Genomic DNA, 13,239 nt, shown 5'->3' on the forward strand with positions numbered 1-13,239 from the left:
GGCGCAACCGGAGACTCACCATGATCAAGAGCCAGCGATGGTTCGTCGTCGGCCTGCTGTTTTTGGCGGGCATCATCAATTACCTCGATCGCGCCGCGCTTTCGATCGCCGCGCCGCTCATCCAGAAAGACCTGAACTTTTCGCATGCGCAGATGGGCATCGTGTTCAGCAGCTTTTTCGTCGGCTATGCGCTGTTCAACTTCATCGGCGGCGTGGCCTCGGACAAGTATGGCGCGAAGAAAGTGTTCGGCGGCGCGATGGGCATCTGGTCGATCTTCTGCGGCGCGACCGCGCTCGCGGGTGGACTCGTCTCGCTGATCGTGCTGCGCGTGCTGTTCGGCATGGGCGAAGGCCCGTTCAGCTCGTCGAACAGCAAGATGGTGAACAACTGGTTCCCGCGCCGCGAAGTGGCGAGCGCGATCGGCGTCATCAGTTCGGGTACGCCGCTCGGCGGGGCGCTCGCGGGGCCGGTCGTCGGCTATATGGCGATTCAGTTCGGCTGGCGCTGGGCGTTCGTCGTCATCATGCTGTTCGGGCTCGCGTGGCTCGTGCTGTGGACGCTCACGACCACCGAACACCCGCAGCAGAACAAGCACGTGAAGGCCGATGAACTCGACCTGATCGTCGAGGGGCAGCAGCAGGCATCGTCGATGGAACAGGCGCCCGCGGGTCAGAAGACGGGTCTCGGCTTCTACCTGAAGCAGCCGATCATCCTCGCCACGGCGTTCGCGTTCTTCGCATACAACTACGTGCTGTTCTTCTTCCTCTCGTGGTTCCCGACCTACCTGACCGAAGCGCACCACATGTCGCTGCACGACATGAGCATCGCGACGGTCATTCCGTGGGTGCTCGGCAGCATCGGGCTGGCGGCGGGCGGTTTCATCACCGACTTCATCCTGCGTCTCACCGGCAAGCCGCTGCTCTCGCGACGCATCGTGCTTTCCGTGTGTCTCGGCGCGGCGGCGGTGTGCGTCGGCTTCGCGGGACGCGTCGCGAGCATGCAGGGCGCGGTCGCGCTGATGTCGGTGTCGATCTTCTTCCTGTACGTGACGGGCTCGGTCTACTGGGCCGTCATCCAGGACACGGTGCGGCGCGAGAACGTCGGCGGCGTGGGCGGCTTCGTGCACCTGCTTGCGAACCTCGCGGGCATCATCGGACCGGCGGTGACGGGCTTCATCGTGCAGGCGACGAACGGTCACTACGGCAGCGCGTTCGTGCTGGCCGGAGCGATCGCGGTGCTCGGCGCGTTGTGTGCGCTGGTGTTCATCCGCGAGCCGCGCACGCTGAAAACCGCAGCGGGGCGCGTGATAGTATCGTGATAGACAGCGTTCCGAAAGACTGCCCATGACAAGCGTTTCTCCAGCCGTACCGCTCGACAGTGTGGGTGCGCCCGACACTGCCGCTCCGATAAAGCGTGGACGCGCGCGCCGCGCACTCACGGCTCAACCGAAGACGCCGCTTCCCGATCTCACGGAGAAGGTATCGTTCGATTCGCACGAGCCCATCGGCAAGCAGATTTTCCGTGCGCTGCGCCAGGCGATTTTCGCGGGCGAGATGGCGCCGGGCACGCCGCTCTCGGAGAAGGAAGTGTCGGAGATGTTCAACGTCTCGCGGCAGCCGGTGCGCGAGGCGTTCATCAAGCTCGTCGAGGCAGGCGTGCTGCAGGTGCTGCCGCAGCGCGGCACGTTCGTCAAGAAGATCTCGCCGCGTCAGGTGCGGGAAGGTCGCTTCATTCGCGAGGCAATCGAGACGGCGGTGGCGCGCAAGGCCGCGATCGCGATCACCGAGGCGCAGCTCGACGAACTCGCCGCCAACCTGCGCGAGCAAAAGGCGGCGGCGAAGGCAAACGATACCGCTGCGTTCCTCGCGCTCGACGAGCAGTTCCACTTCCTGATCGCGCAGTCGATCGATTGCGTGGCCGCGTGGAACACGATTCAGGACATCAAGGCACAGATGGATCGCGTGCGTTATCTGAGCCTTCCCGACGTTTCGCCGCTCGACTTGTTGATTCGGCAGCATGCGCGGATCGTCAGCGCGCTGAAGGCGCACGATCCGTCGCTCGCCGAAGAAGCGATGCGCGCGCATCTGCGCGAGATCCTAATTTCCTTGCACCCGATCGCCGCGCGCAATCCCGACTGGTTCGAAGCCGACGAACCCGAACGCGTGCCGCTCGCCACCTGAGCGCTCATCCTCACTGAGCTTCACCTCGACGCCTTGCGGCTTGCGCCGCAAGGCGTTTTGTTTTGCGTAGGCCATTCGGCCGAATTGTTCCATTCCTGCCGACGCGCGATGCTCGACCCGGCGCCATGACTTTGCATTCCTGTTGTTTTTCGTGGCGCGTTCGGGAGTCGCGAAAAAAGCGACTTGCATGCTCATACCAGTTCGAGTATAAATACATGCAGTCGGATGAAAGGCCGCTCATCTGGGTCGGCAGCAGCAAAAAGGATCTGTGCGCGCTTCCTGCGGAAGTGCGGCAGTTTTTCGGTCACGCGCTCGACGTCGCGCAGCGCGGCGGGCGCCACCAGTCAGTACAGACAATGCGCGGCTTCAGCGGCGCGGGCGTGCTGGAAGTTGTGGAAGACGAGGCCAGCGGGACGTATCGCGCGGTCTATACCGTGCGTGATCGCGAGGCCGTGTTCGTGCTGCATTGTTTCCAGAAGAAGAGTAAATGCGGCACGGCCACGCCTGTCGAAGAAATGGACATCGTCCATGCGCGGCTGAAACTGGCGGAAACCCTGGCGAAGGAGCTAAGAAGTGGGAAAACGTATCATTGAAGGCGTCGAATTCGAGATCGGTTCGGGCAACGTCTTTGCCGACCTCGGTTTGCCCGACGCGGAAAAACTCAAGATCAAGTCCGGGCTCGTGTTCGAGATCGCCAAGGCGATCCGGCGTCTCGAATTCACGCAGGAACAAGCGGCGCGCCGCATGGGCATCGCGCAGCCGAAGGTGTCGGGCTTGCTGCGCGGCGATTTCGCCAATTTCTCCGAGCGCAAGCTGATGGATTGCCTCACGCGCCTTGGTTACGACATCGAAATCTCGGTCAAACCGGCCGCCGCAGAAACCGGACACCTCGTGCTTGCGGTGGCCTGAATTTCACGGATGCCCGTAAAGCGCCTTGTCGGTTTGCGAGGCACGGTGACGCTGGCTTGTGTGCTTCTTCCCGGTGTGTGTGCTTTGAGCCTTCGGATGAGCGGTCGAATGTCGGACCGGCATCGAAGACTCGTCTTCCGCGAAGTGATAGGTCTCGGCCTGCGCGAGCGTCGAAAATGAGACCAGCGCAAAGAATGCCGGCACGATCAGCCATTTGCCATGACACATGAAGCGTCCTCCTGAATTCGGGAGCGCAAGCATACACCGGCGCTCCCGCAGGAGAATCGCGCGCGGCCTTAACGCTTGCGCAGCGGCTGATCCTTCAGAAACCACGCGAGCACGAACGCAATCAATACGACGCCCGCCGCAACGAGATACACGGTATGCATCGAGGCGGCGAAGGCATTCAGATAGTCGTCGTGGAGCGCGGCGGGCAGGTGCTGGATCGCCTGCGGCCCGAGCGAGCGCGGCAGTTCGACGCCCGCCGGGATCGCTGCTTCGAGCCGCGAGCGCAGTCCGTTCGAGAAGATCGCGCCGAAAGCCGCAACGCCTACCGAACCGCCGATCGAGCGAAACAGCGTCGCGCCGGAAGTCGCCACGCCGATCAGGCGAAATTCCACGGCGTTTTGCACGGCAAGCACCAGCACCTGCATCACCATGCCGAGGCCGAGGCCGAGCAGCGCCATGTAGCCATACATCACATGCACCGGCGTCGCGATCTGCAGGGTCGAGAGCAAGAGCATCGCGCAGGCGACGAGCGCGGTGCCGGCAATCGGAAACGCGCGGTATTTGCCGATGCGGCTGATCAGCCGCCCGCTCACGATCGACGAGAAGAGCACGCCGGCCATCATCGGCGTGACTTGCAGGCCGGCTTGCGACGGCGTCGAACCTTTCACCACCTGCAGATAAAGCGGCAGGAACGTGACCGAGCCGAACAGCGAAAAGCCGATGATAAAGCCGATCAGCCCGCTCAGCACGAAGGTGCGATCCGTGAAAAGCGACAGCGGCATGATCGGTTCGGCGGCGAGCCGTTCTTCGTAGACGAAGCCGCCAATCGAAATCAGCCCGAGCAGGAGCGTGCACCACAACTGCGGCGAACTCCACGGCAGCAGCGTGCCGCCCTGACTCGTAAACAGGATGATGCAGGTAAGGGCGGACGCGAGAAACGCCGCGCCCATGTAGTCGACCTTGTGGCGCACATGCGCCGTGTGCGGCTTGAAAACGAGCCCGATCACGACGAGCGCGATCACGCCGAGCGGTACGTTGATGTAAAAAATCCACCGCCACGACAGATGCTCGACCAGAAAGCCGCCCACGAGCGGACCGACCACGGTCGCGAGTCCGAAGACGCCGCCGAAGAGGCCCTGATAGCGGCCGCGTTCGGCGGGCGGGATCACGTCGGCGATGGCGGCCATCGTGATGACCATCAGTCCGCCGCCGCCGAGGCCCTGCAACGCGCGCAGCACGATCAACTGCGTCATGTCCTGCGCGACGCCGCACAGAATGGAGCCGGCGAGAAAGATCAGAATCGACGCCTGCAACACGACTTTGCGGCCGAACAGGTCGCCGAACTTGCCATAAAGCGGCACAACGATCGTCGAGGTAAGCAGATACGACGTCACCACCCAGGACAGATTCTCAAGCCCGCCGAGTTCGCCGACGATGGTCGGCAGGGCGGTGGAGACAATCGTCTGGTCGAGCGCGCCGAGCAGCATGACGAGCAACAGCGCCGTGAAAAGCAGGCGGATCGGCGGCCGTTCAGCGGGTTGCGCAGCGGCGGGCGAGGCGTCCGCTGCGGTTTGGTGCAAAGATGCCATCGAATGACTCGATTGAAATTAATTAATGTGGAAGTTAATATTAGGCTTCGTCTTCTGTCCGGTCAATGGATCTCATGACAAAAGTTGTTACCGAAACTGACAAAGCCGCGCCGCCCAAGGCCGGACGGCGCCCCGGGCGGCCGAGCGGTGCGCACGGCGCCGACGCGCGCGAGCGTCTGCTGGACCTCGCGCTCGGGATGTTCGCTAAACAGGGCATCGTCGAGACGACGCTCGGCGCGATCGCGCGCGAGGCGGGCGTGACGCCCGCGATGTTTCACTATTACTTCAAGACGCGCGATCAGTTGCTGGACGTGCTGATCGACGAACGTTTTATCCCCTTGCGCACCGAACTGGGCCGCGCGTTCGCCGATCCCGAGGCCGAGCCCGCCGACGCGTTGCGCGCTTTTGCGGAAGCGCTCGTCGCCACGGTCGACAAGCATCCGTGGTTCGCGGCGCTGTGGGTGCGCGAAGTCATCAGCGATGGCGGCTTGCTCAGACAGCGCATGGCCGAGCGCTTCGGCGACGAGAAAGAGTCGACCATCGCGCGCATCGAGCAATGGCAGAAGGAGGGAAAGCTGAATCCGCAATTGGAGCCGTCGCTGGTGTTCGTGTCGCTGTTCGGCCTGACGGTGTTTCCGCTTGCGACCTGGAAATGGCGCGAAGCCGGCCGGCATCTGACGAGCGAGCAGATTGCGCGACACGCGGTCGCGCTGCTGACGCACGGGGTTGGGCCGGTATAACCGTCGCGGCGACGGATCGCGACTGGCCGAGGCTCGTGCCGAAGCTCCCGCGCCTTGCGCGGCGCTTCATCAAGTAGCGCGCCTGGTTTCCTCTTCGAAGCGCCGCGAGGCGTCTTCCACGTCCTGCCGGAATTGCACGAGCGCCGCTGCGTTCGCGTCCGGCGGTTGCAGCGCGGCCCACAGCACGTCGATCAGTTCGTTCGCCGTCGTGTCGATCTGAGTCTGACTCAGACGACGCTTCGCGAGCGTGGCATCCCACAGCACATGCTCCATCGGCCCGAAGACGAGCGAGCGCATCAGCCTCAGCGGAATGTCGCCTCGCACGTGCCCGAGTTCCTGACCGCGCGCGAGGACATTCATAAGCGGCGCGGTGTAGCGGCGCTGCAATTCCGTGAGCGTGTCGCTGAGATCGTGCTGCTTCGTGCGCCCTTCCGACAGCACCAGCGAGCACAGCCCCGTTCCGTTCACGAGCATCAAGCGCAAATGCGTCCTCACGATGAAAGCGAACTGCTGACGCACGGAGCCGTCGCGCGGCAGGCCCGTTTCGAACGCCTGGATGATTTCGTCGTACCAGTCCGCGATCACCCGGGCGCACAGTTCGCGCTTGCCGCTGAAATAGCTGAACACCGTCGCTTCGGAAATGCCCGCGCGCTGCGCAATCTCGGCGCTGGTGGCGGCGTCGTAGCCTTTTTCGGCGAAGACGTCGCGTCCCGCCTGAAGGATGTCCTTCACGCGTTGCTGCGATTTGACGCCCGACGGCGTGCGTCGGCTGGATACGGAGGTAGGGGCGGACATGGCGCGGGAAAACACGGGAACAAATGTGAGCGTAGCTCAAAAATGTGTTGACGGCCAGCGCAATTGAGCGTGAAATTGCTCAATACGCTTGCGGCGCGCACGGTGTGAGCAGCACTCATATTTACGTGCGCCGAAAACATGAATCTGGAGGAGACACCCATGACTGACATTCCGGGCCTGAACTTCGCGCTGGGCGAAGACATCGATATGCTGCGCGATTCGCTCGCGAACTTCTGCGCGAAGGAAATCGCGCCGCGCGCCGGCGAAATCGACCGTACCGACCAGTTTCCGATGGATCTGTGGAAGAAGTTCGGCGATCTCGGCGTGCTCGGCATGACGGTCTCCGAGGAATACGGCGGCGCGAACATGGGCTACACCGCGCACATGGTCGCGATGGAGGAGATTTCGCGGGCGTCGGCGTCGGTCGGGTTGTCGTATGGCGCGCATTCGAACCTGTGCGTGAACCAGCTTCACCGCAACGGCACCGAGGCGCAGAAGCGCAAGTACCTGCCGAAGCTCGTTTCCGGCGAGCACGTCGGCGCACTCGCGATGAGCGAGCCAAATGCGGGCTCGGACGTCGTCAGCATGAAGCTGCGCGCCGACGAAAAGGGCGACCACTACGTGCTCAACGGCACCAAGATGTGGATCACCAACGGCCCAGACTGCGACACGCTCGTCGTCTACGCGAAAACGGACATCGAAGCGGGCGCGAAGGGCATCACGGCGTTCATCGTCGAAAAGGGCATGAAGGGCTTTTCGGTCGCGCAGAAGCTCGACAAGCTCGGCATGCGCGGCTCGCATACGGGCGAACTCGTGTTCGAGAATGTCGAAGTGCCGAAGGAAAATATCCTCGGCCAACTGAACGGCGGCGCGAAGGTGCTGATGAGCGGGCTCGACTACGAGCGCGCCGTGCTGGCCGGCGGGCCGACCGGCATCATGCTCGCGTGCATGGACGCGGTCGTGCCGTATATCCACGATCGCAAGCAGTTCGGGCAAGCCATCGGCGAATTCCAGCTGATTCAGGGCAAGGTCGCCGATCTTTATACGACGCTGCAGGCGTGCCGCGCCTATTTGTACGCGGTCGGCCGCCAGCTCGATACGCTCGGCTCGGGCCACGTCCGCCAAGTGCGCAAGGACTGCGCGGGCGTGATTCTCTACACCGCCGAAAAGGCGACGTGGATGGCCGGCGAAGCGATCCAGATTCTCGGCGGCAACGGCTATATCAACGAATATCCGGTTGGGCGTTTGTGGCGCGATGCGAAGCTCTATGAAATCGGCGCGGGCACGAGCGAAATCCGCCGGATGCTGATCGGGCGCGAACTCTTCGCTGAAACGGCATAAGAGCGCACCATGCCGATCATCGAAACCAAACTGAATCCGCGCGGAGAAGAGTTCCGCACGAACGCGGCGGCGCTCGAAGCGCTCGTCGCAGATTTGAAAGAGAAAGTCGCGAAACTCTCGCTCGGTGGCGGACAGGCGGCCCGCGACAAGCACGTTTCGCGTAACAAGCTGCTGCCGCGCGACCGCATCGCGCAACTGTTCGATCCGGGCACGCCGTTTCTGGAACTGTCGCAACTCGCGGCCTACGGCATGTACAACGACGACGCGCCGGGTGCGGGCGTCATCACGGGCATCGGGCGCATCGCGGGGCAGGAATGCGTGATCGTCTGCAACGACGCCACGGTCAAGGGCGGCACCTACTATCCGGTCACGGTCAAGAAGCATCTGCGCGCGCAGGAAATCGCGGAGCAGAACCGTCTGCCGTGTGTCTATCTCGTGGATTCTGGCGGCGCGAATCTGCCAAATCAGGACGACGTGTTCCCCGATCGCGACCACTTCGGGCGCATCTTCTATAACCAGGCGAACATGTCGGCGCAGGGCATCGCGCAGATCGCGGTCGTGATGGGTTCGTGCACGGCGGGCGGCGCCTATGTCCCGGCGATGAGCGACGAATCGATCATCGTGAAGAATCAGGGGACGATTTTCCTCGGCGGCCCGCCGTTGGTGAAAGCCGCGACCGGCGAGGAAGTCAGCGCCGAAGACCTCGGCGGCGGCGACGTGCACACGCGTCTGTCCGGTGTCGTCGATCATCTCGCGCAGAACGACGCGCATGCTTTGGGCATCGCGCGCAGTATCGTCGGGAATCTGAATCGCGTGAAGACGCCACCGCTCGCGCTGAAAGAACCGCTGCCGCCGCGCTACGACCCGCAAAGCGTCTACGGCGTGATCCCCGTCGATACCCGCAAGCCCTTCGACGTGCGCGAAGTGATCGCGCGCATCGTCGACGATTCTGCCTTCGACGAATTCAAGGCCCGCTACGGCACGACGCTCGTCTGCGGTTTCGCGCATATCTGGGGCCATCCCGTCGGGGTCGTCGCGAACAACGGCATTCTGTTCTCGGAGTCGGCGTTGAAGGGCGCGCATTTCATCGAACTATGCTGTCAGCGCAAGATTCCGCTCGTGTTCCTGCAGAACATCACGGGCTTCATGGTCGGGCGCAAGTACGAGAACGAAGGCATCGCGCGCAACGGCGCGAAGATGGTCACGGCAGTGGCGACGGCGAAGGTGCCGAAGTTCACGGTGATCATCGGCGGGTCGTTCGGCGCGGGCAACTACGGCATGTGCGGCCGCGCGTATTCGCCGCGCTTCCTGTGGATGTGGCCGAACGCGCGCATCTCGGTGATGGGCGGCGAACAGGCGGCATCGGTGCTTGCGACCGTGCGGCGCGACGGCATCGAAGGCAAGGGCGGAAGCTGGTCGAAGGAAGGGGAGGAGGCGTTCAAGGCGCCGATCCGCGAGCAGTATGAGGTTCAGGGGCATCCGTATTACGCGAGCGCGCGTCTATGGGACGACGGCGTGATCGATCCCGCGCAGACGCGCGACGTCCTCGGTCTCGGGCTCGCCGCGACGATGAACGCGCCCATCGAGGACACGCGTTTCGGCGTGTTCCGGATGTGATGCTCCCTCTCTTACTCAAGGCTCCGCCATGTTCAACAAAATTCTGATCGCGAATCGCGGCGAGATCGCGTGCCGCGTCGCCGCGACGGCAAAGCGCATGGGTATCGCGAGCGTCGCCGTCTATTCCGATGCCGATGCCAAAGCGAAGCACGTCGCCGTGTGCGACGAGGCGGTGCACGTCGGCGGTGCGGCGGCGGGCGAAAGCTACCTGCGCATCGAGCGCATCATCGACGCCGCGCTGAAAACGGGCGCGCAGGCGATCCATCCCGGCTACGGTTTCCTGTCGGAGAACGAGGACTTCGCGCGTGCCTGCGACAAGGCGGGGCTGGTGTTCATCGGCCCGCCGGTCGAGGCGATCTCCGCGATGGGATCGAAGGCGGCGGCGAAGGCGCTGATGCAGACGGCGTCGGTGCCTTTGGTGCCTGGGTATCACGGCGACGACCAGGACGCAGCGCTTTTGCAGAAGGAAGCCGACCGCATCGGCTATCCGGTGCTGCTGAAAGCGAGCGCGGGCGGTGGCGGCAAGGGCATGCGCGTCGTCGAAAAGAGTGCGGATTTCGCGGCGGCGCTTGCTTCGTGCAAGCGCGAGGCGGCGTCGAGTTTCGGCAACGATCGCGTGCTGATCGAGAAGTATCTGCTGCGTCCGCGCCACGTCGAAGTGCAGGTTTTCGCGGACAAACTAGGCGGCATCGTCTATTTGTTCGATCGGGATTGCTCGGTGCAGCGCCGGCATCAGAAGGTGCTGGAAGAAGCGCCCGCGCCGGGCCTCACTGATGAAGTGCGCCGCGCGATGGGCGAAGCCGCCGTCGCCGCGGCGCGCGCGGTAAATTACGTGGGCGCGGGCACCGTCGAATTCATCATGACGCAGGACGGCCAGTTCTACTTCATGGAGATGAACACGCGCTTGCAGGTCGAGCATCCAGTGACCGAGATGGTCACGAATCTCGATCTCGTCGAATGGCAACTGAAGGTCGCGTCGGGCGAACCGCTGCCATTGAAACAGCAGGAACTCGAAGTCGACGGACATGCGATCGAAGCGCGCATCTACGCGGAAAATCCGTCGCGCGGATTTTTACCGTCGACGGGTACGCTCAGGCATCTGCGCATGCCGCAGTCGGATCAGTTCACGATAAACGGCAAAGTTCGGATCGACAGCGGTGTGCGCGAAGGCGACACCATCACGCCGTTCTACGATCCGATGATCGCCAAGCTGATCGTGCACGGCCGCGATCGCGCCGATGCGCTCGCGTTGATGGCGCGCGCGTTGCGTGAATTCGAAGTGGTCGGGCCGCACACGAACGTGGAGTTTTTGCAGCGAATCGTCGCAAGCGAGCCGTTCTCGACGGGCGATCTCGATACCGGCCTGATCGAGCGACATCACGACACGCTGTTCGCGCCTTCCACCGTGCCGCAAAAAGAAGCGCTTGCGCTGGCCTGTGCCGCCTTGCTGACGCGCGAAGGCGGCGAGGCGCACGGCAATTCCCCGTGGGACGCGCTGTCGCACTGGCGCATGGCGGGCGGCTACGCGCAGGACCTGAACTGGCGCGCAATCGCCACCGATGAAACGCTGCAAGCGGTCTTCACGCGCGACTCGACGGCGATGCACGTCAACGACAAGCGCCTCGAACTGCTCGGCGAGAACGTGCGCTTCGACTGGTCGCATGGCGACGAGCCGCATACGTTCGCGGTGCTGCTCGACGACACGCTCATCAAGGGCCGCGTGTTCATCGACGGCGATGTGTTTCACGTGTTCTATCAGGGCGCATCGCTCGCGTTCGAATGGCAGAACCTGATGGCCCACGCCGCCGACGCGGAACACGAAGGGCGTCTGACCGCGCCGATGCCGGGCAAGGTCATCGCGGTGCTTGTGGAAACGGGGGCTTCGGTGGAAAAGGGCGCGCCGCTGCTCGTGATGGAGGCGATGAAGATGGAGCACACGATCGTGGCGCCTTCGGGCGGCAAGGTCGGCGAGATTCTCTTCAGCGTCGGCGATCAGGTTGCCGACGGTGCCCAACTGCTCGTCATGGAAGCCAGCTAAGCGTCCGCTTGCGCGGACCGACCAGCGTTTCCGTCGTCTCGGCCTTGACCAGAATCTCCACGCGCCGGTTCAACGCACGCCCCTCGGGCGTGTTGTTGCTGGCGATCGGCTGGAGGTAGGCCATTCCCTTTGTCCGGATGCGCGCGGCAGGCACGCCGCGTGCGACGAGCGCATCGGCGACCGCCTCGGCGCGTGCCGCGGAAAGCGAGTCGTTATACGCACGCGTGCCTTCGTTGTCGGTGTGGCCTTCGACCAGAATCGGCCGCGAACTGCGTTTGAGGAGCGCCGCGGCGCGGTCGAGCATCGGCGCGCTGGCGGGGCGGATGGACGCGTCGTCGGTTTCGAAGAGCGTCGCTTCGGACATGCGAATTTCCACGCCATCCTTCCCCGGATGCAGGACGACGCCGTATCGGGCATTCAGGGCGTCTTCGCGCGACCGGTCGAGACCGGACGAACAGCCGGCGACGAAAACGGAGAGCACACACAAGCTGCTGATGGTTCGAATGGCTGTCACAGCGACCTTACGTAGCGGATTGCCCGAAGCAAGTTAGGTCTGATTATATGTAATGGACCGCCGCACTTTGTAAAAGAACATAGGCGCATGGCCGACCGGCCAACGACGCGCGATCCATCCTTGCAAGCGTGAGCATACAATGCAGCGCGCGCCGGACCTGGCCGGCGCGCCGTTCGTCCCGAACCACGCGCACCCGAACCCACGCAATGATCCAACACGAGCACATTTCCACCGACGAGGAAGTCCGCGCGAAGCGCCTGCAACGGTCGGCATCGGCGGTGCTGTACGCCGCGCTGGTCGCGCTGGCGCTCTGGACGATGAGTTCGTTCATCCCCGCGGTCGTCTGGGCCGCCGTGATCGCGATCGCGCTGTGGCCCGCCTTCGGCTGGCTCACGCGCCGGCCGTGGCTCGGCCGGCACACGTCGCTGGTCGCCATCGGCCTGACGGCGGCCGTCGGGCTGTTGTTCGTCGTGCCGTTCGTGATCGTCGCGACGCAGGCGGCGAGCGAAGCGCGCGATACGCTGCACTGGCTCCACGACGTGCTGCGCTCCGGCATCGCGCTGCCCGAGTGGGTCGAGCGCCTGCCGATGGGCTCGCAGCAGGTCGCGTCGTGGTGGTCGGCAAATCTGGCGACGCCGCTCGAATCGTCGCCGGCGGTGCAGAAGCTGCACAGCGCGAGCTTCGTCGAAATGACGCGCCACTTCGGCGGACGGCTCGCGCACGGCCTCATTATCTTCGGGTTCATGCTCGTCACGCTGTTCTTCATTTTCCAGGCGGGATCGAGGCTCGGCGAGCAACTGTTCGCGGCATCGCGGCGCGCGTTCGGCGCCGACGGCGCAATGCTCGCGCGGCGCATGGCCGACTCGGTGCGCAGCACGGTCGTGGGTCTCGTCGTCGTGGGGCTGGGCGAGGGCGCGCTCCTCGGCATCGCCTACGCGATCACCGGCGTGCCGCACGCGACGCTGCTCGGCATGCTGACCGCCGTCGCCGCGATGCTGCCGTTCTGCGCGCCGATCGTCTTCCTCGGCTCGGCGCTGTGGCTGCTCGCGCAAGGCGCGACGGGCGCGGCGATCGGCGTCGCGGCGTTCGGGCTCGTCGTGGTGTTCATCGCGGAGCATTTCGTGCGGCCGGTGCTGATCGGCGGATCGACGCGCCTGCCGTTCCTGCTCGTGCTGTTCGGGATTCTCGGCGGCGCCGAGACCTTCGGGCTGATCGGGCTTTTCATCGGCCCGGCGCTGATGACGATCCTCGTCGTGCTCTGGACCGACTGGGTGCGATGAAGCGCCG

13 protein-coding genes are annotated in these 13,239 nt (G+C 64.0%); 9 read left to right on the forward strand and 4 right to left on the reverse strand.

Going from position 1 to position 13,239, the window contains the following annotated elements; genetic code table 11:
- The first annotated feature begins 20 nt into the window (after positions 1-20).
- The 4 genes from QCE48_RS22920 to QCE48_RS22935 all read left to right on the forward strand — a co-directional run bounded on the left by QCE48_RS22920 (position 21) and on the right by QCE48_RS22935 (position 3,090).
- On the forward strand, positions 21-1,319 hold the full coding sequence (locus tag QCE48_RS22920; protein ID WP_309782369.1) for an MFS transporter: 1,299 nt from the start codon (positions 21-23) through the stop codon (positions 1,317-1,319).
- A gap of 25 nt (positions 1,320-1,344) precedes the next feature.
- Entirely contained in the window at positions 1,345-2,181 is an 837-nt protein-coding gene (locus QCE48_RS22925) for a GntR family transcriptional regulator (protein WP_309782370.1), read from the forward strand.
- Positions 2,182-2,396: 215 nt separating this feature from the next.
- Entirely contained in the window at positions 2,397-2,774 is a 378-nt protein-coding gene (locus QCE48_RS22930) for a type II toxin-antitoxin system RelE/ParE family toxin (RefSeq protein WP_309782371.1), read from the forward strand.
- A complete protein-coding gene (locus QCE48_RS22935) occupies positions 2,755-3,090 on the forward strand; it encodes a helix-turn-helix transcriptional regulator (protein WP_309782372.1) in 336 nt (111 codons plus the stop codon). The genes QCE48_RS22930 and QCE48_RS22935 overlap by 20 nt, the downstream gene beginning before the upstream one ends.
- 3 nt (positions 3,091-3,093) lie before the next feature.
- Here the strand turns inward: QCE48_RS22935 and QCE48_RS22940 are convergent, their stop codons facing one another.
- Both QCE48_RS22940 and QCE48_RS22945 read right to left on the reverse strand, forming a co-directional pair.
- On the reverse strand, positions 3,094-3,318 hold the full coding sequence (locus tag QCE48_RS22940; protein ID WP_309782373.1) for a hypothetical protein: 225 nt from the start codon (positions 3,316-3,318) through the stop codon (positions 3,094-3,096).
- Between the two features lie 68 nt (positions 3,319-3,386).
- Complete coding sequence (locus QCE48_RS22945; RefSeq protein ID WP_309782375.1) at positions 3,387-4,907, reverse strand: MDR family MFS transporter; 1,521 nt, start codon at positions 4,905-4,907, stop codon at positions 3,387-3,389.
- Between the two features lie 74 nt (positions 4,908-4,981).
- On the opposite strand from QCE48_RS22945, the gene QCE48_RS22950 reads away from it, so the two are divergent.
- Entirely contained in the window at positions 4,982-5,647 is a 666-nt protein-coding gene (locus tag QCE48_RS22950) for a TetR/AcrR family transcriptional regulator (protein WP_404982001.1), read from the forward strand.
- 69 nt (positions 5,648-5,716) lie between these two features.
- Here the strand turns inward: QCE48_RS22950 and QCE48_RS22955 are convergent, their stop codons facing one another.
- Positions 5,717-6,442: a TetR/AcrR family transcriptional regulator gene (locus tag QCE48_RS22955; protein ID WP_309782377.1), complete on the reverse strand. Its 726-nt coding sequence runs from the start codon at positions 6,440-6,442 to the stop codon at positions 5,717-5,719.
- A gap of 159 nt (positions 6,443-6,601) precedes the next feature.
- Here QCE48_RS22955 and QCE48_RS22960 point away from each other — a divergent pair, with 159 nt between their 5' ends.
- Genes QCE48_RS22960 through QCE48_RS22970 form a run of 3 tightly spaced genes read left to right on the forward strand, consistent with a single transcriptional unit; the run spans position 6,602 to position 11,438 of the window.
- A complete protein-coding gene (locus tag QCE48_RS22960) occupies positions 6,602-7,783 on the forward strand; it encodes an isovaleryl-CoA dehydrogenase (protein ID WP_309782378.1) in 1,182 nt (393 codons plus the stop codon).
- Between the two features lie 9 nt (positions 7,784-7,792).
- Positions 7,793-9,400, forward strand: coding sequence for a carboxyl transferase domain-containing protein (locus QCE48_RS22965; RefSeq protein ID WP_309782380.1), 1,608 nt, complete (start codon positions 7,793-7,795; stop codon positions 9,398-9,400).
- A gap of 28 nt (positions 9,401-9,428) precedes the next feature.
- Positions 9,429-11,438 (forward strand): acetyl/propionyl/methylcrotonyl-CoA carboxylase subunit alpha, encoded by a 2,010-nt coding sequence (locus QCE48_RS22970; RefSeq protein WP_309782381.1) that lies wholly within the window; start codon positions 9,429-9,431, stop codon positions 11,436-11,438.
- Here QCE48_RS22970 and QCE48_RS22975 read toward each other — a convergent pair.
- Positions 11,422-11,802: an OmpA family protein gene (locus tag QCE48_RS22975; protein ID WP_309794328.1), complete on the reverse strand. Its 381-nt coding sequence runs from the start codon at positions 11,800-11,802 to the stop codon at positions 11,422-11,424. The genes QCE48_RS22970 and QCE48_RS22975 overlap by 17 nt on opposite strands.
- A 356-nt stretch (positions 11,803-12,158) precedes the next feature.
- On the opposite strand from QCE48_RS22975, the gene QCE48_RS22980 reads away from it, so the two are divergent.
- Positions 12,159-13,232, forward strand: a complete 1,074-nt coding sequence (locus tag QCE48_RS22980; RefSeq protein ID WP_309782385.1) for an AI-2E family transporter — start codon at positions 12,159-12,161, stop codon at positions 13,230-13,232.
- The last annotated feature ends 7 nt before the right edge of the window (positions 13,233-13,239 follow it).

The organism is Caballeronia sp. LZ024, assembly GCF_031451455.1.
GTDB lineage: Bacteria > Pseudomonadota > Gammaproteobacteria > Burkholderiales > Burkholderiaceae > Caballeronia > Caballeronia telluris.

Bases quoted from the DNA above. Each gene is read 5' to 3' on its own strand.
- QCE48_RS22980 (WP_309782385.1), top strand. From the start codon at position 12,159: ATGATCCAACACGAGCACATTTCCACCGACGAGGAAGTCCGCGCGAAG.
- QCE48_RS22975 (WP_309794328.1), bottom strand. From the start codon at position 11,802: ATGTCCGAAGCGACGCTCTTCGAAACCGACGACGCGTCCATCCGCCCC.
- QCE48_RS22925 (WP_309782370.1), top strand. From the start codon at position 1,345: ATGACAAGCGTTTCTCCAGCCGTACCGCTCGACAGTGTGGGTGCGCCC.
- QCE48_RS22970 (WP_309782381.1), top strand. From the start codon at position 9,429: ATGTTCAACAAAATTCTGATCGCGAATCGCGGCGAGATCGCGTGCCGC.
- QCE48_RS22920 (WP_309782369.1), top strand. From the start codon at position 21: ATGATCAAGAGCCAGCGATGGTTCGTCGTCGGCCTGCTGTTTTTGGCG.
- QCE48_RS22950 (WP_404982001.1), top strand. From the start codon at position 4,982: ATGACAAAAGTTGTTACCGAAACTGACAAAGCCGCGCCGCCCAAGGCC.
- QCE48_RS22945 (WP_309782375.1), bottom strand. From the start codon at position 4,907: ATGGCATCTTTGCACCAAACCGCAGCGGACGCCTCGCCCGCCGCTGCG.
- QCE48_RS22955 (WP_309782377.1), bottom strand. From the start codon at position 6,442: ATGTCCGCCCCTACCTCCGTATCCAGCCGACGCACGCCGTCGGGCGTC.
- QCE48_RS22965 (WP_309782380.1), top strand. From the start codon at position 7,793: ATGCCGATCATCGAAACCAAACTGAATCCGCGCGGAGAAGAGTTCCGC.
- QCE48_RS22930 (WP_309782371.1), top strand. From the start codon at position 2,397: ATGCAGTCGGATGAAAGGCCGCTCATCTGGGTCGGCAGCAGCAAAAAG.
- QCE48_RS22960 (WP_309782378.1), top strand. From the start codon at position 6,602: ATGACTGACATTCCGGGCCTGAACTTCGCGCTGGGCGAAGACATCGAT.
- QCE48_RS22940 (WP_309782373.1), bottom strand. From the start codon at position 3,318: ATGTGTCATGGCAAATGGCTGATCGTGCCGGCATTCTTTGCGCTGGTC.